A 22,211-nucleotide genomic window follows, 5' to 3' on the forward strand; every position below is an offset into this window, starting at 1 on the left:
GAAAGGGGGTTCTTCCCCCGAAAAATCCTTTCAAAAGTAACATGCTCTAAAAGAGCACATTCACCTCCGCGCCCACGTCGATGAGGTTCGCCAGCTCCAGGGCATCCTGGTTGAACATGCGGATGCAGCCCAGGGAGACGCGCCTGCCGATTTGATCCGGTCTGTTTGTGCCATGGATTCGGTAGGTTGGACCATGGGAAAGATGGATCTTCACCGCGCCCATGGGGTTGCCCTTGCGGCCCGGAGGCACTGGGCTGAGGGCCCGTCCCTTGGCTGCGGCACGGCGCTTCATGTCCGGCGTGGGATACCACCAGGGGTTCTTGTCGATCTTGGTCACGTACCCCAGCCCCTCGGGATGGTCCATGCCGTTTCTGGCCGTGGCCACCGTGTATTGCTTGACGAGCCTGCGGCCGCCGTCGGGCTGGCGTTCGTACAGCCAGAGGGCACACTTGTGGACGCTGATTTCAATGAAATATCGATCCGCCGTGGGGCCGGCGGCCAGGACTTCGCCCTCCACCACGAAGAGGCGCGGTGTGGCCGGGGGGACGGGGACGCCCTGACTGGTTGCAGCCGGCGGTGTCGGGGGTGTTGGCGCCGTCGCAGGTGTCGGAGTTGCGGAGGGCAGGGCGCAGGCCATGGCCTCCCCGATGCCGTGCAGCAGCACCTCCACCCGGCGGTTGCGGGCCCGACCTTCAGCGGTGAGGTTGTCTGCCACGGGGAACGCGTCTCCCGCACCCTCCACGCACATGCGGTCCAGGGGGATGCCGAAGGCCGCGTGCAGGGCCTGACGCACGGTCTCTGCCCGGGTGCGGGACAGGGTGATGTTGCGCGCCGGGTCGCCGCGGTTATCCGCATGGCCCACCAGCGTGGCGCGGGCCTGGGGCCAGCCCTGCAGCAGGGAGGCGGTCTGTCTGAGGGTGTCTACCGAATCCGGATGGATGGTGTTGCGGCCCAGGGCGAAATAGAGCGTCAGGGAAGAAGGACCGCCAGCGCCGAGGGGGGAGCAGAACGCGGGCGCTGCAGCCGGTGTGCCTACTGCGCCAGTCGTGCCAGTCGTGCCAGTCGTGATGGGCGTGCCTGGCGTGCCTGGCGTGCCTGGCGTGCCAGTCGTGACGGGCGTGATGGGCGTGATGGGCGTGATGGGTCCGGCCGGGGAAGTCTCCCCCTGGACCATCGGAACAATGGGACGACGATCATGCACCAGAAGTTCCAGACGGCGGTTGTCCGCATCGCGTGCCGTGCGTCCCGGCAGGGGCTCATCCGCCCCCATGCCCCGGGCGGCGATGCGTGCTGCAGGCACGCCGAATTCGCGCACCAACTGCTCCTTGAGCAGCTCCGCCTGACGGGCTGAAAGGCGCCGATTAAGCAAATCCCCGCCGCGGTTCCAGGTGTGGCCGATGATCTCCAGCCGCGCCGTGGGCGAGCGTTCCATCTCGTCCCGCACGGCCTGCAGCGTCTGCCGCACCGTGGACAGGTTGGCCTTGTAGGTAAAGTCCCAGGGCGCTTCAAGGCGCATGCTGCTGCCGGCGACGGGACGTCCCCCGCCAGCCGCCACGGCATCCGCCTGCCGCAGGCCAAGACAACAAAGGATCACCACCGCCAGCGCCACGCCGGCTGCCATTCGACGCATGTTCCCCATCATCCTTGTGCTCCCCACGCGCGCCCCACCACAGGACGTCTCACCCCCGGCCCGGGACGCGCGAGTTCCGGGCCGGAGAATGCATATCCTTCCGTGTATCGCGCAGGTAAATTTTTGGCAAGGTTTGCAAGGGGTTGGTAGAGATGCTATACCATTGATCCAGACTTTTTCTAACTCCTTGCAGGCGCATGAAAAATGTTGCGGGGAGGCCGGGATGGAACGCACCGCAAAAAAAGAAAGGAGTTCCGAGGAACTCCTTTGCAATGCGTCAGGGCGTATCGGGGCTATTCTGCAGCCAGTGCCGTCAGCGTGGCGATCTGGTGCAGCACGCTGGCCCGGCCCGGGCCGCCGGGAATTTTCCGCCGCTCCACGGCGGCGCGGCAATCCAGCACGGGGTAGACGTCTGCCTCGATGAGGGCGGACTGCAACTGCATTTCCGCCAGGGGCAGATCTTCCAGGCCCACGCCGCGGACCTCGGCCATCTTCACCAGCTTGCCCGTGACTTCGTGGGCGTCGCGGAAGGGCAGGCCCTTGGTGACCAGATAGTCGGCCAGTTCCGTGGCGTTCAGGAAGCCTTTCTTGAGGGCGGCGGCCATGGGCTCCGGCTTGTATACCAGGGCAGCCACCATGCCCGCGGCCATGGTCAGGCTCATGGACACGGTGCGGTCGCAGTCAATAAAGGGTTCCTTGTCTTCCTGCAGATCCCGGTTGTAGGTCATGGGCAGGCCCTTGACCGTGGTCAGCAGGCTCATGAGATCGCCGTACACGCGGCCGGTTTTGCCGCGGGTCAGCTCGGCCACGTCCGGGTTCTTCTTTTGCGGCATGATGGACGAGCCGGTGGCGTAGGCGTCCGGCAGGGTCACAAAGCCGAACTGCGGCGCGGCCCAGAGGATGATTTCCTCCGAGAGCCTGGAGAGATGCGCCATGACCACGCTGCCGATGAACAACGATTCCAGCACGAAATCCCGGTCCGACACGGCGTCCATGGAGTTGGCGAAGGCGCGCTCCCAGCCCAGATCCTGCGCCACGGCCAGGGGATTCAGGGGATAGGTGGTGCCGGCCAGGGCGCCAGCGCCCAGGGGCGATATCTGCACGCGCTTGCGACAGTCTTCTATCCGCTCGATATCCCTGGAAAACATCCAGGCGTAGGCCAGCAGGTGCTGGGCCAGGGTCACGGGCTGGGCCGGCTGAAAGTGCGTGCAGCCGGGCAGCAGGGTCTCCACATGTTCCCTGGCCTGGGCCAGGAAGGAGCGGATGACGGCCTTGAGCAGCCGTGCCCAGTCCGCCAGCCGTTCATCCACAAAGAGCCGGAAGTCCAGGGCTACCTGATCGTTGCGGGAACGGCCGGTGTGCAGGCGCTTGCCGGCATCGCCCACCAGTTCGGTGAGCCGGGCTTCGATGTTCATGTGGACGTCTTCGCGCTCCACACGCCAGACGAATTCGCCGCGTTCGATCTCGCCGCGGATCTGGTCCAGCCCGGCGACGATGCTGGCGGCATCGTCACTGGAGATGACACCCTGTGCAGCCAGCATGCGCGCATGGGCCTGGGATCCGCGGATATCGTGGAATGCCAGGGCGTTGTCAAAGGAGACGGATTCCGTGAACGCTTCCACGGCCTGCAGGCTTTCGCCTTCGAAGCGGCCGCCCCAGAGTTTGCCGGCCTGTCCGTTCATCGTGGGGCCGCTCACTTGCTGCCTGCCTCGCGCTGCTTTTTCCAGGCCTTCAGGCGCAGGCCCTGCAGCCGGATAAAGCCGGTGGCGTCGGCCTGATTGTAGACCGTATCCTTCTCGAAGGTGGCCAGGTTGGCGTCATACAGGGAGAAGGGGGACTTGCGGCCCAGGGTCTGGACGTGGCCCTTGCACAGGGAGACGCGCACGGTGCCGGTGACGGTCTCGGCGGCCTTGTCCATGAGGGCCTGCAGGGCCTCGCGTTCGGGGGCGTACCAGAAGCCGTAGTACACGCATTCGGCGTAGCGCTGGATGAGGCTGTCGCGCAGGTGCATCACCTCGCGGTCCATGGTCAGGCCTTCCAGATCGCGGCGGGCCAGCTGCAGCACGGTGCCGGCGGGGGTTTCGTACACGCCGCGGCTCTTCATGCCCACGAAGCGGTTTTCCACCATGTTGATGCGGCCCACGCCGTGCTTGCCGGCGATGGTGTTGAGCTGCTTCATCAGGGCGGCCGGGCTCAGGCGCACGCCGTTGATGGCCACGGGATCGCCTTTCTCGAAGTCGATCTCCACCACCTCGGGCTGATTCGGAGCCAGGGCGATGGGCGTGGTGGTGCAATGGGAAGCCTCGGCCGGCTCGTTCCAGGGGTCTTCCAGTTCGCCGCCTTCAAAGGAGCAGTGGAGCAGGTTGCGGTCTATGGAGTAGAGGGATGCCTTGCTGGCGCCCATGGGGATGCCGTGCTCCGTGGCGAAGGCCAGCAGCTCGGTGCGCGATTGCATGGTCCATTCCCGCCAGGGCGCGATGACCTGCAGCTGCGGCGCAAGGGCCATGGCCGTGAGCTCAAAGCGCACCTGATCGTTGCCCTTGCCGGTGGCGCCGTGGGAAATGGCCTGGGCGCCTTCGGCCTGGGCGATTTCCACCAGCCGCTTGGCGATGCAGGGCCGGGCGATGGAGGTGCCCAGCAGGTACCGGCCTTCGTACACCGCGCCGGCGCGCAGCATGGGGAAGACGAAATCGCGGGCGAATTCTTCCTGCAGATCATCCACATAGGCCTTGGAGGCCCCGGTGGAGAGGGCCTTTTGCTCCAGGCCGTCCAGCTCTTCTTCCTGGCCCAGGTCCGCAGTGCAGGTAATCACCTCGCAGTTGTACTGGATGGTGAGCCATTTGAGAATGATGGACGTGTCCAGCCCGCCGGAGTAGGCGAGCACGACTTTCTTGATGGTAGACATGGCGGCGGCGTCCTAGTCTTGGGTGAAAATCCACTCAAGGATGGCTTTTTGGGTATGCAGGCGGTTTTCGGCCTGATCCCAGACAATGGAAATGTTGCTTTCGAACACAGCCTCGGTCACTTCCTCGCTGCGGTGGGCCGGCAGGCAGTGCATGAACATGGCGCCCTCGGCGGCGTGGGCCATGAGGGTGTCGTTCACCTGGAAGGGCTCGAAGGCGCTGCGTTTGGCTCCCTCGGGGTCATCCTGGCCCATGGAGACCCAGACGTCGGTATTGACGAAGTGCGCGCCGGTCACGGCCGCCACGGGATCGTTCCCCAGTTCGATCTTCGCCCCCAGACGCTGGGACCGGGCCAGCACGTCTGCCGAGGGCTCGAAGCCGTGCGGTGTGGCCATCCGGAGGGTGAAGGGAAACAGGGCGGCGGCGTTCATCCAGGAGTTGGCCATGTTGTTGCCGTCTCCCACCCAGGCGATGACGAGATTTTCCAAATCCGGCCGGCGTTCGTAGACGGTCAGCAGATCCGAGAGGGTCTGGCAGGGGTGGAACTGGTCCGAAAGGGCGTTGACCACGGGAATGGTGGCGAAGGCCACCAGCTCGTCCAGGGTCTGCTGGGCATAGGTGCGCACCACCAGGCCATCCAGGTAGCGGGAGACCACGCGGGCGAAATCCCGCACAGGCTCGTTGCGGCCTAGCTGGGTCTCGCGGGAGGACAGAAACAGGGCCTCCCCGCCAAGGTGGCGCACGGCCACTTCGAAGGAGAGCCGGGTCCTGGTGGAGGCTTTTTCGAAAAGCAAGGCGATGATCTTGCCGTCCAGCAGCCGGCTGCGGTGGCGCGTGCGCTTCATCTCCAGGGCGCGGTCAAGCACGGCTCTGGCGGTTTCAGGATCCATGTCCAGCATGGAAAGATAGTGCTTGGTCATGCGCGTCCTGCCTCTGGGGTTCTTGCGGTGGCGAAAAACTCTTTCGTACAAACAAAGGCGGGCCATTGTAAAGACCCAGGGGAGGGTGGCCCGCATTTTTACCGGCCGGGCGCCGGGGCGACGAGTGCTGGAAAATCCCGTCCGTATAGGGATTGTCACAAGATGTTCACCATCGCTTCGTACAGTTCGCGGCGCAGGCGGGGCTCCCTGCCTGACATCCTTGTGCGGGAGCGACCTTCATGCACGACCATCGTCCAGGAGCCAGAACCAAGGCGTCCATCTGCATTCGCGAACTGGTGGAGCCTGCCACCGTGGTGTCGCCGGAACTGCCCATCCGCGACGTCAAGACCAGGCTGGACGACGAGCCCATCAGCTGCCTGGTGGTGGCAGTGGAGCGCAAGCCTGTGGGGCTGGTGATGAGCCTGCACCTGGATCGCGCCTTGTCCCAGCAGTACGGCGTGGCCTTGTACCACAAAAAGCCCGTGTCCTACGTCATGGATCCCGAGCCGCTGATCATCGACGGGGAAACCCCCGTGGAGATGGTGGCCGGCATGGCCATGAGCCGGGAAAAAATCAAGATTTACGATCATATCATCGTCACGGAGCAGACGCTGCTCACGGGCATTGTCTCGGTGCAGGAACTGCTGCTCACCCTGGCCGCCATGCAGAACAAGCGGACCATGGAGCTTGTGGAGATGACCGGGCAGCTTCAAAAGGAAGTGGAGGACCGGCAAAAGGCGGAGCATGCCTTGCTGAAGTCCAAGAAAGCCACGGAATACATGCACCAGCAGTTGGCCAAGGCCTACGACCGCCTGCGGGAAGTGGACAAGATGAAGACGGACTTCCTCTCCACCGTCTCGCATGAGCTCAGAACCCCCCTCACCAGTGTGCTGGGCTTTGCGGAAATGGTGCAGCTGAAACTGGAGGAAGTCATCTTCCCCAAGATGGACCCGGAAGACAAGAAGGCGCAGCGGGCCATTAACACCGTGAGCCGCAACGTGGCCATCATCCACAAGGAGTCCAGACGGTTGACGGCCCTCATCAACGATGTGCTGGACATTGCCAAGATGGAGGCCGGCAAGATCGAATGGAAGAGCCTGCCCCTGGCCGTGCCGGAAATCTGCCGGCAGGCGGCGGATGCCACCATGGCGCTGTTTGCCAGGAAGCATCTGCAGCTGCGCATGGAGGTGCAGCGCGATCTGCCGGAACTGCTGGGGGATCCGGATCGTCTGGTGCAGGTGGTCATCAATTTGCTGTCCAATGCCGTCAAGTTCACCGACGCCGGCCACGTGACTCTGCGCGCCCGGCTGGACAAGGGCATGATCCGCGTGGACGTGCAGGATACGGGCATGGGCATTCGCCCCGAGGACAAGGACAAGGTGTTCGAGAAGTTCAAGCAGGTGGGGGACACCCTCACGGACAAGCCCACCGGCACCGGCCTGGGGCTGACCATCTGCAAGCAGATTGTGGAGCATCACGGCGGGGCCATCTGGGTGGAATCCGAACCCGGCCAGGGAGCCACGTTCTCCTTCACCCTGCCCCTGGAAGGACACAACCAGCCCAAGATCAAAAAATACAATCTGGATGACGTGCTCAAGCGCATCCACGACCACATCCGCCACAGCCCCCAGGGGCCGGACGGGGACGAAAAGCTCGTCCTGGTGGTGGACGACGACGAAAGCATCCGCGAATACATGCGCCAACTGCTGGAAGAAAACAACTACCAGGTGATGGAGGCCGAGGACGGTCTGCAGGCCCTGGAGCTGTTGCAGACGCACCGGCCCGCCCTGGTGATCCTGGACGTGCAGATGCCGCACATGACCGGGCTGGACGTGGCCGCGGCCATGAAAAAGAATCCCGCCCTGGCGTACATCCCCATCGTCATCCATTCCGTGGAGGGCAACATGGAGGAGGGCTACAAGATCGGGGTGGACCGATACTTCACCAAGCCGGTGATGCAGAAGGTCTTCCTGCAGGAAGTCTCGGAGCTGGTGGCCGCGCGGCCGTCCAACAAGAAAATCATGGTGGTGGATGAAAGCGCCGCCAAGGTCCAGGCCTTTTCCCAGGTGCTCACGACCCAGGGATACACGGTCATCGAGGCCATGAACGTGGAGGCGTGTTGCCGTCTGGCCGAGCAGGAAAAGCCGGTCATCATCGTCGTCAATGCGCTGCTTGCCCGGCGGCACGATCTGGTGAAGACCCTGCGCTTTGAAAAAGGGCTGGAAGGCATCTATTTCATCCTTATCGGCGAAGCCAGGAAGGCGGCTCTGCCCGGGCAGGAGGCGCACCGCCCCGGAGTGCAGGCATGAGCAGAATCAAACTCAAGCGGCTGCTCTCCCAGCGCAGGCTTGCCGTGCTGCTGGAGGAGCTTTCCGGCCGGCTGGGCTCGCCGCTGTGCGTGCTGGATGTGCTGGGCAGGCCCGTGCTGGGCGCGCCGGGGGTCCATGGCCCGACCCTGCCGGCGCGGCATGCCATCGACGTGGAAGGGGAGGTGGCTGGCTACACCCTGGGCGACGACAACGCCGACGTGCTGGCCAGACTTCTGGCTGTCCTGGCCGTGCTGGATCTGGAAAAACGCACCCTGGCCCACGACACCCTGTGCCGCTACAACGAATTGACCCTGCTGTACGACATGGCCGCCCGCGGTCCGGCCCTGCAGGAAGAAGAGGCCCTGGCCGAGCTGCTGCGTGTGGCCCAGGGGGTGATCCCCTGCGATCATGCCGGGGTGCAGCGCTGCTGGCCGGGCGAGCCTGCATGTATGGTGCAGGGGCTGCCGGATGTCTCGTTTCTGACGACGGTGTTTGCCGAGGTCGCCCGCATTCATGAGGCGGTGCGCCGCAGCGGCCGCGGGGAGATCGTCAACGAACTGGCTGCGGACTCCCGCGCCGCCGGCGTCCTGTCCGTGCACTCCATGCTGTGCGCGCCCCTGCGCTGCGCGGGCGAGGTTTTCGGTCTTGTGCACCTGGGCTCGCGCACACCGCGGCTGTACACCACGGAGCAGCTGGCCCTGCTGTCCACGCTTTCGTTTCAGGTGGCCGCGGTGCTGGAGAACCGGCGTCTGCGGCAGCAGCAGCAGAAGTCCCGCCAGGCCCTGCTGACCCTGGCCCGGACGCTGGAACATGCCCTGGATGAGGAGGTGGCGTCGTGACCAGGACGGCAGCTCCGGCAGTCCCGGCAGTTCCGCAGGCGGCATCCCTGCCGGTCCACCCGGCAGCGGCCCGGGCCTTCCTGCAAGGCAAGGCCCTGCTCAAGGCCCGGCGACATGCCGAGGCCCTGGCCGCCTTCAAGCAGGCCATCGCCTGCCAGGGCCTGTACCCGGACGCCTGCAGGGGGGTGGCCATGTGCTGCCACGCCCAGGGAGACGCCACGCAGACGGTGGTCTATCTCATCAAGGCCACGGCCCATCTGATCCGGCTGCAGCGGCTGGAGCCGGCCGCCAGGCTGTTCGGATCCATCCGCATCGTCTATCCCGCCGCGCCAAATCTGTTTCTGCTGGCCGCGCAGGCGGCGGCCAGGGCCCGGCGCTGGGACTGCGCCGCGGACCTCTTTGCCCACGCCGCGGCCTTTTCGCCGCAGGATCCCGAGCTGGTGCTGGGCCATGCCGGGGCCCTGCACGCCCTGGGCCGGGACGATGACGCTCTGGCCATGGTGGAATCCCTGCTGTTTCAGGGCCAGTGCGTGGAGGAGGCCGAGGCCCTGTACCAGCGCATTGCCGGCGAGCCCTGGGGCGCCCTGCCAGAGACGGCCGACCTGGACCTGCTCGATGTGGCAATGGCTGTGGTGGAAGAGATCGAGGCCCCCCCGGTATCTTCTCCTGTTCCTGCTCCCGCGCCGCCGGCTCCCCACTCGCTCTCCCGGTCCCTCGTTGTGGTGGACGATGAGCCGCACATCCGCATGCTCATGGAAGAAGCCCTGGAAGAGCTGGAAGACGACGACGTGCGCATGCTCTTCGCCAGGGACGGGCAGGAGGGGCTGGAGCTCATCCGCCGCGAGCGCCCCCGGCTCGTCTTTCTGGACGTGATGATGCCCCGCATGAATGGGTATCAGGTCTGCGAGCGCGTGAAGGGCGATCCAGACCTTCGCGGCGTGTGCATCGTCATGCTCTCGGCCAAAGGGCAGGAGGTGGACCGGATCAAGGGCGAGGCCGTGGGTGCGGATTTGTATATGACCAAGCCCTTCAGCCCCATGGAATTGCTGGCCACGGCCCGGCGGCTCCTGGGGCTGGCCAGGGCGGCAGCCTGAGGAAGCAACGGCATGAACAGGACACGCAATCGCCAGCGCATCGGCGAACTGCTGGTGGCCGCCGGCTGCCTGACCCGGGAAAGTCTGGATCGCGCCCTGGCCGAGCAGGATCGCAGCAAGCTCAAGCTGGGCCAGTTGCTCTTGCAGAAGGGACTGGTCAAGGATGCCCACCTGGCCGATGTGCTGGCCCGGCAACTGCGCCTGACGCGCTATGCCGAACCAGACTTCAGGCCGGATCGCACCCTGGCCGCCAAGGTGCCCATGGAGCTGGCCGCCAAATACGGTCTGGCGCCCCTGGAGCGCCGCGGCGGCATCCTCTGGGTGGCCATGCGCGACCCCACGGATCTGCATGCCCTGGATGACGTGGTCCGCGCCACAGGCCTGGACGTGGAGCCAGCCATCTGCACGGAACGCGAGCTCGCTGCCCTGGCCCGTCTGGTATACGGCGCCGAATTCGCCGCACCCGCCACCATGCAGTTCGATATTGAAGACATTGACGTGGATGGCGAGGCCACCCGCGACGGCGACAGTCACGACGCCACCGCCGCCTTTTCCGCCGACTCCCTGACCTCCATGGCCGAGGATGCGCCGGTGGTGAAGATGGTCAACGCCATCCTCGTCCAGGCGCAGGCCAAAAAAGCGTCGGATATTCACCTGTCCAAGGAGCAGGACCGCATTGTCCTCAGGCTGCGCATCGATGGCCAGCTGGTGGACGTGCCCGCGCCCAGGGCCAGGTTCTTCCTGCCCCTGGTCTCACGGTTCAAGCTCCTTTCCAATCTGGATATCTCCGTTTCCCGCGTCCCACAGGACGGCCGCTTCACCTTCACCGTGCAGGGCCGGGAAATCGGCGTGCGCACGTCCACCATCCCCACCATTTACGGGGAAAAGGTGGTCATGCGCCTGCACGAGCAGCACCAGGGCGGCCTGGAACTGGAACACCTGGGCATGGCCGACGTGGCCCGGGCCAGGCTGGAGCAGGCCATCCTCAAGCCGCACGGCATCATCCTGGCCACAGGCCCCACTGGCTCGGGCAAGACGACCCTGCTGTACGCCGTGCTGCGGCGCATCAAGCGGCCGGGCATCAATATCATCACCCTGGAAGATCCGGTGGAGTCCCGCGTGGAGGACATCACCCAGATCCAACTGAATTCCAAGGCCGGCATGACCTTCGCCTCGGGCCTGCGCTCCATCCTGCGTCAGGACCCGGACGTGATCATGGTGGGGGAGATCCGGGACACCGAGACCGCAACCATCGCCATCAAAAGTTCCATGACCGGCCACAAGGTCATCTCCACCCTGCACACCAACGACGCCCCCGGCGCGCTGACCCGGCTGTTCGAAATGGGCGTGGATCCCTTCCTCGTCAGCTCCTGTCTGCAGGCTGTGGTGGCCCAGCGGCTGGTGCGCCGGCTGTGTCCGGATTGCCTGGAGGCCTACGAGGCCCCCCTCGAGCAGGCCCGGCACATCCACCCGCTGCTGAACGGGGACAGGCTGCACTTTTTCCGCGGCACGGGCTGCTGGAAATGCGACAACGCCGGCTTCCGCGGCCGGCTGGGGGTGTACGAAGTGCTGGAGGTGGACGGCCTGGTGCAGGAACACATCCTGCGCAAGGCCTCCAGCTACGAGGTGAAGGAAGCCTGCGTGGCCGCCGGCACCCTGCGCACCCTGAAAATGGACGCCGGCGAAAAAGTGCTCACCGGCCTCACCAGCTTCGAGGAGTTCGTGGGCGTGGCCTATTGACGCCTCATATCCCCATCGCCCCGGCCTGCCGCGTCTGCAGGCAGCAGAAGTCCGCCAGGGCCAGGGCCGCCATGGCCTGACACACGGGCACGATGCGCGGGATGGCCGAAATGTCGTGCCGCCCGCCCACGGTGATGCTGGTGGCCTGCCCGTCCGTGCCGATGGTGGCCTGCGGCTGGTGGTGGGAGGCGATGGGCTTGACCCAGGCCCGGGCCACCAGGGGCCGGCCATCGGAAATGCCGGCCAGCACGCCGCCGGCATGGTTGCTGGCTTCCTGCCGATGGGGCAGGGGGAGGATGGGGTCATTGTGCTGGCTGCCGGTCATGCGGGCGGCCTCGCAGCCTGCGCCGATCTCCACGGCCTTGACTGCGCCGATGGACATGAGCGCCGCCGCAATGCGGGCATCCAGCTTATCGAACACCGGTTCCCCCAGGCCCTGGGGCATGGGTTCGGCCCGCACTTCCACCACGCCGCCGAGGGTGTCGCCACGGGCCTTGATCTCGGCCACCCGGCCCTGCCAGGCCGTGATCACGGCGTCTTCCGGGGCAAAGAAAGGCCGTTCCCAGACATTGCCCAGCGCCGCCAGGGACCCGGGCACGGCGGCGCGGATGCCGCCCAGCTCCACAGTATAGGCCGTCACCATGATGCCCAGCGTGGCCAGAAAGGCCTGGGCGATGGCGCCGCCGGCCACCCGGCAGGCGGTTTCGCGTCCCGAGGAGCGGCCGCCGCCGCGGTAGTCCCGGGCACCATATTTGGCGTGGTAGGAAAGATCGCCGTGGCCGGGACGAAAGACGTCCTTGATGGCGGAATAGTCGGCGCTGCGCTGGTCGGTGTTGCGGATGCAGAAGCCGATGGCCGTGCCCGTGGTGCGGCCTTCGAACACGCCGGAGAGCAGTTCCACGCGGTCCGGCTCCTTGCGTGCCGTGGAAGCCGCGCCGGCCTGGGCCGCGCCGGGGCGGCGGCGGTCCAGCTCCTGCTGGATGGCAGCCTCGGTGATGGGGATGCCGGCCGGACAGCCGGACACCACGCCGCCCAGGGCCGGGCCGTGGGATTCGCCAAAGGTGGTCAGGGTGAAGAGCCGTCCGAAGGTGTCGCCGCTCACTGCTGTGTGCTCCCGGAAAAATGGTCGTTGATGCGCCGGCGCGCCTGCTCCACGAGCTCGGTCAGGGGCTGGGCCGCGTCCAACACTGCGTGGGCTGCTTCCCGATACAGGGATTCGCGGGAGGCGGCAACCCGCGCCGCCTCGGCCACGGGATCGTCCCCGGTGAGGGAGGGCCGCTGGCCGGGATCCAGGTGCGCCGCCAGCCGGGCGGTGATGAGCTCGCCGGGGGCATCGAGCCAGAGGACCAGGCCGGCCTCGCGCATGGCCTGCCGGTTTTCGGGACGCAGCACCATGCCCCCGCCCGTGGCCACCAGCAGGGGCGCTGCAGCCGCAGGCATGGCGCAGGCCTCTGCCAGGGCGGCGGATTCCAGATCACGGAAGGCTTCCCAGCCCCGGGCGGCCACCAGCTCGGCAATGCTCATGCCGGCGTGCTGCTGCGTCAGGGTGTCCGTATCCAGCCAGTCGCCGTCCAGGGCGGCGGCGAGGCTGCGGGCCAGGGTGGTCTTGCCGCTGGCGCGAGGGCCGACAAGAAAAATGCGCATGGTCGATTCCTTCACAATGTTTCGTGCGGGGCAAGCCGGGCCAGGGGGATGACAAAGCTGAACACGCTGCCGCGGCCTTCCTCGCTGCTCATCCACAACTGGCCGCCCATGAGTTCCACCAGGGAACGGGCCAGGGCCAGCCCCAGGCCCAGCCCGCCCTTTTTCCGGGAAAAGCCGCTGTCCAACTGGGTGAAGGCCTGAAAAATACCGGCCTGTTTGTCCTTGGGGATGCCGATGCCCGTGTCGCGTACGGCGAAGAGCAGCCGCAGGGGCGGGGAGGTCGGCGTGTCGCACTTTGCCGAAGGCGGGGCGGCAAGGGGGCTCGCCTCCGTCACCAGCACTTCCACGGATCCTTGTTCGGTGAACTTCACGGCATTGCCCACCAGATGGAACAGCACATGGCGCAGGCGCGGGCCGTCCCCCACCAGAAGAGCCGGCAGGTCTTCGGGAATGGTGCAGGCGAGGTGCAGGCCCTTGGTCTTGGCCTCGGGCCGGAAGGGTTCCACGGCCGAGGCCACCACCTGCTGCAGGTTGAAGGGGTCGCAGGCCGGCTGCAGCTGGCGGGCATCCATGCGGGCGAGATCCAGAATATCGTTGAGGATGGCCAGCAGGGACCGGGCCTGGCGCTCGATGGTCTCCACGTAGTCCGCCTGTTCGCCGGTGCACTCGCCCAGGCGCAGCAGCTCGGCCAGACCGATGATGGCGTTCAGGGGGGTGCGGATCTCGTGGGTCATGGTGGCCAGGAATTCGCTTTTGGCCCGGCTGGCGGCGTCGGCGGCGTCCCGGGCGCGGGTGAGCTCGTCTTCCATGTGCTTGCGGGCGGTGATGTCCTGATGCGTGCCCACCACGCGCAGGGGCCGGCCGTCCCGCCATTCCACCACCTTGCCGCGGGACAGGAGCCAGCGCCAGGAGCCGTCCCGGGCGCGCATGCGCAGTTCTTCCTGGTGGCTGGTGATTTCTCCTTGCCGATACTGCTGCATGTAGCGCCGGCCCTTGTCCACGTCCTCGGGATGCAGGAGCGCCGCCCAGCCGTCCACGGATTGTTCGATTTCCGGCTGGGTGTAGCCCAGCATGGCCGCCCAGCGCGGGGAATGGTACTCGCGGCCGGTTTCCAGATAGTGTTCCCAGAGGCCGTCGCTGCTGGCGTCAAAGGCTTCGGCCAGTCGTCGGTTGGCAAGGCGCAACTCGTCCTCGATGGCGATGCGCTGGCGAATCTCTTCCTCCAGCAGGGCATTGGCCTGGAGCAGATCCCGGGTGCGTTCCGCCACCATGCGCTCCAGATCCACCTTGCGCAGGGCCAGGGCGGCGCGGGAGGCTTCCAACTGCTGCAGATTGGCCGTCAGGTCCTGATTGGCCAGGGCCAGGCGGCGGGCGAGCTGGTCGCCTTCCAGCATGTGCGCCCCGGCGTGCAGCAGGATGGAGAGGATGGCCAGGGCGGAATCCTGCAGCTGGGCGCGTTCCACGGTCAGCACGGCCACGAACATGCCCTGGAAGGACGTGGGGGTGCGCAGGGAGTGCAGCAGCACGACCTCGGCGGGGTCGGCGCCATGCAGGATCTCCGGCGTGTTGCGGGAAAGGGCCCAGGCGAAAACGCCGTCTTCAATGAGCCGGTCCACTTCCGCTTCCAGCCGGTACGCCCAGTCCAGCGGCTGCGTCAGGGCGCGTTGGAAGTCTTGCGTGGCCGGGTCCACCATCCAGAGGCCCACGGCCTTGCACGGGATGAGCAGGCAGGCGCGGGAGGCCACCTCCTGCTGGATGGCCAGCCTGTCCTCTTCGGCCCCGCCGGAGCCGGTGAAGTTCACCAGGGAGGCGGCCAGGCTCAGGGCATCCAGGGCCTGATGCTTTTCCTCCAGCAGAAAACGATTCTGCGCTTCCAGGAAGGCCAGCCGGGCGCGCAGGGCCTGGGGCGTCTGGTCGGCGTGGTCCTGGTTGTCCTGGTTGTCCTGGTGGTCCTGGTGGTCCATGTCGGGCCTGACCTCAGCCTGCGGGCGGGAGTTCCCGGTCTGCCGGCACGGTATGGGTGAGAAACGCGCCGGTGACGGAATTCGGATCGGCGATGATCTGTTCCGGCGTGCCCTGGCTGACGATGCGCCCCCCGGATTCGCCGCCGCCGGGGCCGAGATCCAGCACCCAATCCGCCGCCAGGATGACGTCGATGTTGTGTTCGATGACCACCACGCTGGCCCCCTTGTCCACCAGACTGTGCAGCACCTTGATGAGCTTGCCCACCTCATGCATGTGCAGGCCCGTGGTGGGTTCGTCAAGGATGTATAAGGTCTTTGGCAGACTTCGTTTGCCCAGCTCACGGCTGATCTTGATGCGCTGGGCCTCCCCGCCAGACAGGGTGGTGGCCGGCTGGCCCAGGCGCATGTATTCCAGGCCCACTTCCTCCAGCACGGCCAGGCGGCGTTTCAGGGCGGGATAATTCTGGAAAAAGAGGCGCGCTTCGCGCACGCTCATGTCCAGCACGTCGGCGATGTTTTTGCCCTTGTAGTGCACGTCCAGGGTTTCGCGGTTGTAGCGCCGGCCCTTGCACACTTCGCAGGTGACGTACACATCGGGCAGAAAGTGCATCTCCACGGTGATGGTGCCATCGCCCTGGCATTTTTCGCAGCGGCCGCCGCGCACGTTGAAGCTGAAGCGGCCCGGCTGATAGCCGCGCTTTTTGGCGTCCGGCGTCTGGGCAAAGATGGTGCGAATCTCGTCGAAGATTTTGGTGTAGGTGGCCGGATTGGACCGCGGCGTGCGGCCGATGGGGGTCTGGTCGATGGCCACGATGCGCTCCACGGCCTCTGCGCCTTCCAGCCCGTCGATGAGTCCGGGCTGTTCCACCTTGAGCCCCTGCGAAAGCGCCAGATGCTTGTACAGCGAGTCCACCACCAGCGAGCTTTTGCCGGAACCGGATACCCCGGTGACGCAGACCAGGCTGGCCAGGGGAATGCGGCAGTCCACGCCCTGCAGGTTGTTGGTGCGGGCGTTTCTGACCACCAGACTGCCGTTGGCCGGACGGCGGGCGCTGGGCCGGGGAATCTGCAGATCGCCGCGCAGGTACTTGGCCGTGAGGGAGGATTGGCTCTGCATCAGGCCGCCGTTCCCATGCACGGGGCCGGCGTGGACAATCTCCCCGCCCTGCATGCCTGAGCCCGGCCCGAGTTCGATCACGTGATCCGCCGCCAGGATGGTGGCTTCGTCGTGTTCCACCACCAGCACGGTGTTGCCACGGGTCTGCAGGCTGCGCAGGGTGTTCAGCAGGCGGACGTTGTCCCGCGGATGCAGGCCGATGGAAGGCTCGTCCAGCACGTACGTCACGCCCACCAGACCGGATCCGAGCTGCCCGGCCAGGCGGATGCGCTGGGCCTCCCCGCCGGACAGGGTGGACATGTTGCGCGCCAGGGCGATGTACTCCAGGCCCACATTGGCCAGAAAGCCCAGGCGGTGCGTCAGTTCCTTCATCAAGGGCTCGGCGATGCGCGCCGTATGCCCGGGGAACACCCGTCCTTCCAGCCATTCCAGGGCCCGGACAATGGACAGGGAACAGAACTGGAAGATGTTCAGGTCATCCACCCGCACGGCCAGGGCCTCGGGCTTGAGGCGCGCCCCCTGGCAGCTGGGGCAGGGCATGGACTGCCGGAAGCGGGAGAGCTCGTCCCGCCAGATGCTGCCGAAATCCATGCCGCCTTCCAGGATACTGACCACGCCCTGCCAGTCCTGGGCTTCGTCGCCGTTGAAGAGCGCGCTCCAGGCTTCCTCGTTGTATTGGTCAAAGGGCGTGGTGAGGGTGAAGCCGTGGGCCTTGCCCAGCCGGGCCAGGGCGTCTTCGTACCTGGCGAACACCCGCGGGCTCTTCCAGGGCAGGAGGCCGCCCCCAGCCAGGGACAGGCCCCGGTTGGGAGCCAGAAGCCGCGGTTCGAAATATTCCACGCTGCCGATGCCCGAGCAGGTGGGACAGGCGCCCTGGGGGGAGTTGAAGGAAAAAAGCTGGGGGGAGGGGGCCGGGATGGCGATGCGGCAGTCCGGGCAGGCCGAATCCGTGGCCAGGACGCGGTCCGCCACGCTGCCTTCGGCATCGGGCAGGTGCAGAATCACCCGGCCCTTGCCCATGTCCAGGGCCAGTTCCACGGAATCCGCCAGCCGGCCGCGCAGCTCGGCGTTGTTGTCCGGCCGGCTCACCAGCCGGTCCACCACCAGATCCAGGCTGTGCTTCTTGTTCTTTTCCACGGCCGGGATCTCGTCCAACGACAGGATCTTTCCGTCCAGCCGCACGCGGGCAAAGCCCTGGGACTTGAGCTTCTTGAGCTTGTCCTGCTGGGTGCCCTTCTGGTGTTCGACGAGGGGAGCCAGGATCATGAACCGTGTGCCCTCGGGCAGGGCCAGGAACTCATCCACGATCTGATCCGTGCTCTGGGCCTGGATGGGCCGGCCGCATTTGGGGCAGTGGGGCACGCCTAAGCGGGCATAGAACACCCGGAGAAAGTCGTACATTTCCGTGGTGGTGGCCACGGTGGAGCGCGGGTTGCGGCTGGCGCTCTGCTGCTCCAGGGAGATGGCCGGGGAGAGGCCCTCGATCTTGTCCACGTCGGGCTTGTCCATCTGGGGCAGGAACTGCCGGGCATAGGCCGAGAGGCTCTCCACATAGCGGCGCTGGCCTTCGGCGTAGACGATGTCAAAGGCCAGGGTGGACTTGCCCGAGCCCGAGGGGCCGCAGATGACCACCAGCTCGTCGCGCGGGATGTCCAGCGTGAGGTTCTTCAGGTTGTGCTGCCGCGCCCCTTCTATCCGGATGACGCGCTGACCGCGCCCGCTCGCCATGCTCACCGTGATGCTCCTGCCGTCAGACTGACTCGCTGCGGACTTGATTAACAGATCAGCCCCCCAAAGGAAACTGCCGTCGCAGGTCAGGGAAACAGCCGCGCCAGCAGGACAACCATGGGTAATGCCGGCAGCAGATTCGTCAAGGCGATGTGTTTGATGTCCAGGAGTTTGATGGAAATCCCCAGGATGAGCACCCCGCCCGTGGCCGTGAGGGCGGCCATGGAGGGCTCGTCGAACACGCCTTGCAGGGTGGTGGCGAATACGGTGAGGCCCAATTGATACACGCCCACCGCCACACTGGAGAAGAGCACGCCCACGCCGTATGTGGAGGCCAGGGCCACGGAGGCGAAGCCGTCCAGCACAGCCTTGGCGAAGAGGATGCTGTGATCGCCGCGCAGGCCTTCGTCAAAGCTGCCCAGGATGGCCATGGGCCCCACGCAGTAAATGACGCTGGCCGTGACCATGCCATCCACAAAGGTGGACGTCTTTGATTTCACTGTTTTTTTGAGGCGAACGGCCGCGCCCTCAAAGCGTTGCTCCAGCCGGAGCCATTCTCCCAGAATGGCCCCCAACAGCACGGCGAAGATGATGTGCAAGGGGTTTTGCATGGCAAGGCTCATCTTCACGCCCAGGGCCAAGGTGCACAGCCCCAGCCCCTGGAAGACGATGATGCGGTAGCGGTCCTGCAGTCTGCCGTGCAGCAGCAGTCCCAGGCCGCCACCCGCCAGGATGGTGGCCACATTGAACATGGTTCCGAGAGGAAGATGCATGGTGGTGGTGCGGGCAGAAGGGTGGAGAAGGGCAGTCAGCGCTTTGCCAATACTGAAAATGGCCCGCAAAGGAAAGAAAAAATCTGCGCTGCAGAACTCCCGTCTTGACGCACCGGGGCTGATGGGGTAGTAGGCCAAATTTCCGCCGGGGTGGTGAAACTGGTAGACGCACCGGACTCAAAATCCGGCACCCGCAAGGGTATGCGAGTTCGATTCTCGCCCCCGGCACCACAAGACCAAGCCCTTACGCTCGCTGCGTGAGGGCTTTTTTCTGTGCTGGAGCGATGTTCTCCAAGTCTGCTGGCCTGCGCACTGGATTGCCTAGCGAATCGGTTTGGGATATCCACCCAAAAGTCAAACACTTCCGTAGTGGTATCAGGAAGGGAAGGGGGAAACATCTTGCAACCATCAAGGTGGGGGGGATTCATGGAGCGTATTTGCGCGGTTGCGTTGGCAATCCTGTGCGGGTTGGCCATCTCGACCTCGGCCCATGCCGTGGACGTCAAGGTCAAAGGGAATTTCCTGTTCAACTGGTCGTATATCGATCTGGGTAGCCTGGGCTCCCGGGACTGGTCCGATGAAGATCACTTCTCCGCCAAGCAACGCACGCGTCTGCAAGTGGACTTCGTGGCCAGCGAAAACCTCAAAGGCATCGTGCTGCTTGAGATTGGCGACACCCGATGGGGCGACGCCAAGGCCGACGGCCGCGGTGCTGGCGGGGCCCTGGGCGCGGACGGCGTGAACCTGGAGACCAAGCGCGCGTTCATCCAGGTCACCATCCCGGATACGGAACTGCTGCTTTCCATGGGCATTCTGGGGATGGCCGGCCCCGGACCCATCGCCGGTTCGCCTTTGTTTGATGACGACGTGGCCGGCATATTGGCGCAATACACCGTCTCGGACATGCTCACCGTGGGCGCGGTCTGGGCAAGGCTATACGACCTGGCCAAGACTGGCGACCCTAACCCCTGGGACGAATTCGATATGTTCGCCTTTCTGGCTCCCTTACAGGGAGACGGCTGGAAGGTGCACCCGTACGTGGTGCTCGCCGCCATGGGCCGGGATTTTCTGGGCAGCTCCAGTGCTGTGAACACACCGTCCATGCTCGCGCCGGCGGTGTACTCCGGTTTGGTTCCCTTCACCCCGGCAGCCCTGGATCAGCGCACCCTGGCCTGGTGGGGAGGCGGCGCCATTACGCTGGATATGTTCAATCCCTTCACTCTGATGCTGGAAGGATTGTACGGATCCATGGACGCCAGAGGCAGCGTGGCCGATCGCCGGGGCTACTACCTGGCTGCGGAACTGGATTATGCCCTGGAATGCGTGACCATCGGTCTGTTGGGCTGGTATGCCTCCGGCGAGGACGCCTCCTGGCGCAATGGGTCCGAGCAGCTTCCCATGATAGCCGCGGACTGGAATCCCACCACCTTTGCCTGGGACGGCGGCAGCCTGCTGACCACGGACGATCTGCTGGCCAACAGTGCCGGGCTGACCCACAACAATCCCGCTGGCAAGTGGGGCGTGGCGCTTTTGCTCAAGGACATTTCGTTGATGGAAGACCTGACCCATCAGTTGCGCTTCCTGTATGCCAGCGGCACCAACAGTTCCAAGAGCCGCCGCATGCGTGACGTCACAGTGTGGGGCGAGGTTCTGACCCCTGTGGAAGGCATTGAACTGACCACAGCGGACCAGTTGTATGAAATAAATCTCGACAGTGAATACAAGATATACGAAAATCTGGCTTGTATTCTGGAGCTTGGGCTGGTGCACCTGCAGTATGGCAATACCCTCTGGGCACCGGACAATCGCGGCACCAGCTGGAAAATGGGCTGGGGCCTGAACTACACGTTCTAGAGCATTTTACTTTTGAAAAAGGACGTTACGAGAGGGGAAACCATTTGAAAACGGTTTTCCCTCTCGCGTTCTCCCAGTCCATGACTTTGATAGTGGCTTGCAATCATATCGAAGGCATCAGCTCTCATTGTCTGCAGCAGGTGGGGGATCGGCCTCGCCATGACTGGTCCATTCGCAGGCGCGGCCTTTGTAGTTGAAGAGGAAGTTGACGCCTTTCTTCACCAGTCCGCCGAAGATCTTGGGCGCGATGAGGGCGCCGGCCACCTTCTTGTTGATTTCCGCCAGGGTGGGATACGCATGCACCGTGCCGGCCAGGGTGGAGAGCTTGACCCCGCCGCCCAGCACCGCGGACCATTCCCCCAGTAACTCGCCGGCATTGGGGCCGCAGATCTGCACGCCCAGGGGCTTTTCCTTTCTGTCCACAATGAGCTTGAGCCGGCCCACGCCGGCGCCCTCAGCCAGGGCGCGGTCGTTGTCCTGAAATTCTTCAGTCAGCACCCGGTGTTCGATGCCGTCCTTGATGCATTGCGCCTCGGTGAGGCCCAGGCAGGCCAGTTCCGGATCGGTGTAGGTGGCCCGGGGCATCCAGGTGTAGTCGGCCTTGCGGGGCAGGCGAAAAATGGCATTGGCAAGCACCACGCCGCCCTCATACCCCGCGGCGTGGGTGAATTGCCAGGCCCCGGTGATGTCGCCGCAGGCGTAAATATGGTCCTGGCTGGTGCGCAGCCGGGCATCCACCTGCACGCCCCTGGCCGAGAACGCCACGCCGGCGTTGTCCAGCCCCATGGTGTCCACATTGGCCTGACGGCCCAGGGCCACCAGCAGGTGCGTGCCGGAGATAACCTCCTCTCGCCCGTCCTTGTGAGAGACGACCACTTCCTTCAGGCCGCATGTCTCCCGCACGGCGGTGGTGGCCACGCCGGTGATGACGCGCACGCCCTCGGCTTCCAGTCGCTGTCGGATGAGGGCGGCCATGTCCGCATCTTCCCGGGAGAGGATCTGCGGACTGCGCTGGATGACCGTCACCCGGCTGCCCAGCCGCTGGAAGGCCTGGGCCAGCTCGATGGCGATGGGCCCGCCGCCCAGCACCAGCAGGGAGGAAGGCAGCGAATCCATGAAGAAAATCGTCTCGTTGGTGTGAAAGGCCACGGCTTCCAGGCCGGGGATGTCCGGAATGGCGGGCCGGGCCCCGGCGGCGATGACCCAGCGCTCGGCGGCGATGGTCTTGCCGTGCAGTCGGATGCTGTGCTCGTCCAGGAATTCCGCCTGGCCGAATTTGATCTGCGCCCCGAGCCCGCAGAACCGCTCCACCGAATCATGGGGTTGGATGGCAGCGATGACGCCGCGGATGCGCTCGCGCACCCTGGCAAACTCCACCGGGCCGGGATCCATGACAGGCAGACCGAAGGCCGCCCCCTGTTGCATCAGATGATACACGTGGGCGGACTTGATGAGGGTCTTGGAGGGGACGCAGCCGAAGTGGAGACAGTCGCCGCCGAGGGCCTCGCGTCGCTCCACCAGCAGGGTTTTCGCGCCCATCTGGGCCGCGCCGGAGGCCACCGTGAGGCCGGCTGCGCCGCCGCCGATGATGCCGAGATCGTACTCGAATGCAGGCATTGCCGTCTCTTTTGTGTGAGGTGTGGCGCCTAGAGCATTTTAATTTTGAAAAAGGACATTGCGAGAGAGGAAACCTTTT

General features: G+C 65.3%; 15 protein-coding genes and 1 tRNA gene. 6 read left to right on the forward strand and 10 right to left on the reverse strand.

The window, feature by feature from the left end; all coding sequences use genetic code 11:
• Positions 1-46: 46 nt before the first annotated feature.
• From DGI_RS17235 to argF, 4 genes are all read right to left on the reverse strand, one after another.
• Complete coding sequence (locus DGI_RS17235) at positions 47-1,630, reverse strand: OmpA family protein (protein WP_158407317.1); 1,584 nt, start codon at positions 1,628-1,630, stop codon at positions 47-49.
• 293 nt (positions 1,631-1,923) lie between these two features.
• On the reverse strand, positions 1,924-3,312 hold the full coding sequence (gene argH / locus DGI_RS09900; protein WP_021760852.1) for an argininosuccinate lyase: 1,389 nt from the start codon (positions 3,310-3,312) through the stop codon (positions 1,924-1,926).
• An 11-nt stretch (positions 3,313-3,323) separates the two neighbouring features.
• On the reverse strand, positions 3,324-4,535 hold the full coding sequence (locus DGI_RS09905) for an argininosuccinate synthase (protein WP_021760853.1): 1,212 nt from the start codon (positions 4,533-4,535) through the stop codon (positions 3,324-3,326).
• A 12-nt stretch (positions 4,536-4,547) separates the two neighbouring features.
• Positions 4,548-5,453 (reverse strand): ornithine carbamoyltransferase, encoded by a 906-nt coding sequence (gene argF, locus DGI_RS09910; RefSeq protein ID WP_021760854.1) that lies wholly within the window; start codon positions 5,451-5,453, stop codon positions 4,548-4,550.
• 239 nt (positions 5,454-5,692) lie between these two features.
• On the opposite strand from argF, the gene DGI_RS09915 reads away from it, so the two are divergent.
• The 4 genes from DGI_RS09915 to DGI_RS09930 are packed head-to-tail and all read left to right on the forward strand — an operon-like array spanning position 5,693 to position 11,435.
• Positions 5,693-7,762 (forward strand): ATP-binding protein, encoded by a 2,070-nt coding sequence (locus tag DGI_RS09915; protein ID WP_051286684.1) that lies wholly within the window; start codon positions 5,693-5,695, stop codon positions 7,760-7,762.
• On the forward strand, positions 7,759-8,601 hold the full coding sequence (locus DGI_RS09920) for a GAF domain-containing protein (RefSeq protein ID WP_021760856.1): 843 nt from the start codon (positions 7,759-7,761) through the stop codon (positions 8,599-8,601). Before DGI_RS09915 ends, DGI_RS09920 begins: the two co-directional genes overlap by 4 nt.
• Positions 8,598-9,695, forward strand: a complete 1,098-nt coding sequence (locus DGI_RS19530) for a response regulator (RefSeq protein WP_327023796.1) — start codon at positions 8,598-8,600, stop codon at positions 9,693-9,695. The genes DGI_RS09920 and DGI_RS19530 overlap by 4 nt, the downstream gene beginning before the upstream one ends.
• A gap of 12 nt (positions 9,696-9,707) precedes the next feature.
• Positions 9,708-11,435, forward strand: coding sequence for a GspE/PulE family protein (locus tag DGI_RS09930; RefSeq protein ID WP_021760858.1), 1,728 nt, complete (start codon positions 9,708-9,710; stop codon positions 11,433-11,435).
• Positions 11,436-11,439: 4 nt separating this feature from the next.
• On the opposite strand, the gene aroC is transcribed toward DGI_RS09930, so the two are convergent.
• The 5 genes from aroC to DGI_RS09955 form a co-directional block, all read right to left on the reverse strand.
• Positions 11,440-12,537 (reverse strand): chorismate synthase, encoded by a 1,098-nt coding sequence (aroC, locus tag DGI_RS09935; protein ID WP_021760859.1) that lies wholly within the window; start codon positions 12,535-12,537, stop codon positions 11,440-11,442.
• A complete protein-coding gene (aroL, locus tag DGI_RS09940) occupies positions 12,534-13,079 on the reverse strand; it encodes a shikimate kinase AroL (protein ID WP_034608191.1) in 546 nt (181 codons plus the stop codon). The genes aroC and aroL overlap by 4 nt, the downstream gene beginning before the upstream one ends.
• Before the next feature lie 11 nt (positions 13,080-13,090).
• Positions 13,091-15,043 carry a hybrid sensor histidine kinase/response regulator gene (locus DGI_RS09945; RefSeq protein WP_021760861.1) on the reverse strand — a complete coding sequence of 651 codons (1,953 nt, stop codon included), beginning with the start codon at positions 15,041-15,043 and terminating at the stop codon, positions 13,091-13,093.
• A gap of 13 nt (positions 15,044-15,056) precedes the next feature.
• On the reverse strand, positions 15,057-17,888 hold the full coding sequence (gene uvrA / locus DGI_RS09950) for an excinuclease ABC subunit UvrA (protein WP_021760862.1): 2,832 nt from the start codon (positions 17,886-17,888) through the stop codon (positions 15,057-15,059).
• A gap of 86 nt (positions 17,889-17,974) precedes the next feature.
• Entirely contained in the window at positions 17,975-18,661 is a 687-nt protein-coding gene (locus tag DGI_RS09955) for a DUF554 domain-containing protein (RefSeq protein ID WP_021760863.1), read from the reverse strand.
• A 144-nt stretch (positions 18,662-18,805) separates the two neighbouring features.
• Here DGI_RS09955 and DGI_RS09960 point away from each other — a divergent pair.
• Both DGI_RS09960 and DGI_RS09965 read left to right on the forward strand, forming a co-directional pair.
• Positions 18,806-18,892 (forward strand) — tRNA-Leu (locus DGI_RS09960).
• Positions 18,893-19,087: 195 nt separating this feature from the next.
• Complete coding sequence (locus DGI_RS09965; protein WP_021760864.1) at positions 19,088-20,515, forward strand: outer membrane homotrimeric porin; 1,428 nt, start codon at positions 19,088-19,090, stop codon at positions 20,513-20,515.
• 117 nt (positions 20,516-20,632) lie between these two features.
• Here the strand turns inward: DGI_RS09965 and DGI_RS09970 are convergent, their stop codons facing one another.
• A complete protein-coding gene (locus tag DGI_RS09970; RefSeq protein WP_021760865.1) occupies positions 20,633-22,132 on the reverse strand; it encodes a dihydrolipoyl dehydrogenase family protein in 1,500 nt (499 codons plus the stop codon).
• Positions 22,133-22,211: the final 79 nt, after the last annotated feature.

The organism is Megalodesulfovibrio gigas DSM 1382 = ATCC 19364, from assembly GCF_000468495.1.
Lineage (GTDB): Bacteria > Desulfobacterota > Desulfovibrionia > Desulfovibrionales > Desulfovibrionaceae > Megalodesulfovibrio > Megalodesulfovibrio gigas.

What these genes read in the sequence shown, in the direction of transcription:
- DGI_RS09920 (WP_021760856.1), top strand. Translation starts at nt 7,759, where the DNA reads ATGAGCAGAATCAAACTCAAGCGGCTGCTCTCCCAGCGCAGGCTTGCC.
- uvrA (WP_021760862.1), bottom strand. Translation starts at nt 17,888, where the DNA reads ATGGCGAGCGGGCGCGGTCAGCGCGTCATCCGGATAGAAGGGGCGCGG.
- DGI_RS09905 (WP_021760853.1), bottom strand. Translation starts at nt 4,535, where the DNA reads ATGTCTACCATCAAGAAAGTCGTGCTCGCCTACTCCGGCGGGCTGGAC.
- DGI_RS17235 (WP_158407317.1), bottom strand. Translation starts at nt 1,630, where the DNA reads ATGCGTCGAATGGCAGCCGGCGTGGCGCTGGCGGTGGTGATCCTTTGT.
- argF (WP_021760854.1), bottom strand. Translation starts at nt 5,453, where the DNA reads ATGACCAAGCACTATCTTTCCATGCTGGACATGGATCCTGAAACCGCC.
- DGI_RS09955 (WP_021760863.1), bottom strand. Translation starts at nt 18,661, where the DNA reads ATGCATCTTCCTCTCGGAACCATGTTCAATGTGGCCACCATCCTGGCG.
- DGI_RS09945 (WP_021760861.1), bottom strand. Translation starts at nt 15,043, where the DNA reads ATGGACCACCAGGACCACCAGGACAACCAGGACAACCAGGACCACGCC.
- aroL (WP_034608191.1), bottom strand. Translation starts at nt 13,079, where the DNA reads ATGCGCATTTTTCTTGTCGGCCCTCGCGCCAGCGGCAAGACCACCCTG.
- argH (WP_021760852.1), bottom strand. Translation starts at nt 3,312, where the DNA reads ATGAACGGACAGGCCGGCAAACTCTGGGGCGGCCGCTTCGAAGGCGAA.
- DGI_RS09915 (WP_051286684.1), top strand. Translation starts at nt 5,693, where the DNA reads ATGCACGACCATCGTCCAGGAGCCAGAACCAAGGCGTCCATCTGCATT.
- DGI_RS09930 (WP_021760858.1), top strand. Translation starts at nt 9,708, where the DNA reads ATGAACAGGACACGCAATCGCCAGCGCATCGGCGAACTGCTGGTGGCC.
- DGI_RS09965 (WP_021760864.1), top strand. Translation starts at nt 19,088, where the DNA reads ATGGAGCGTATTTGCGCGGTTGCGTTGGCAATCCTGTGCGGGTTGGCC.
- DGI_RS09970 (WP_021760865.1), bottom strand. Translation starts at nt 22,132, where the DNA reads ATGCCTGCATTCGAGTACGATCTCGGCATCATCGGCGGCGGCGCAGCC.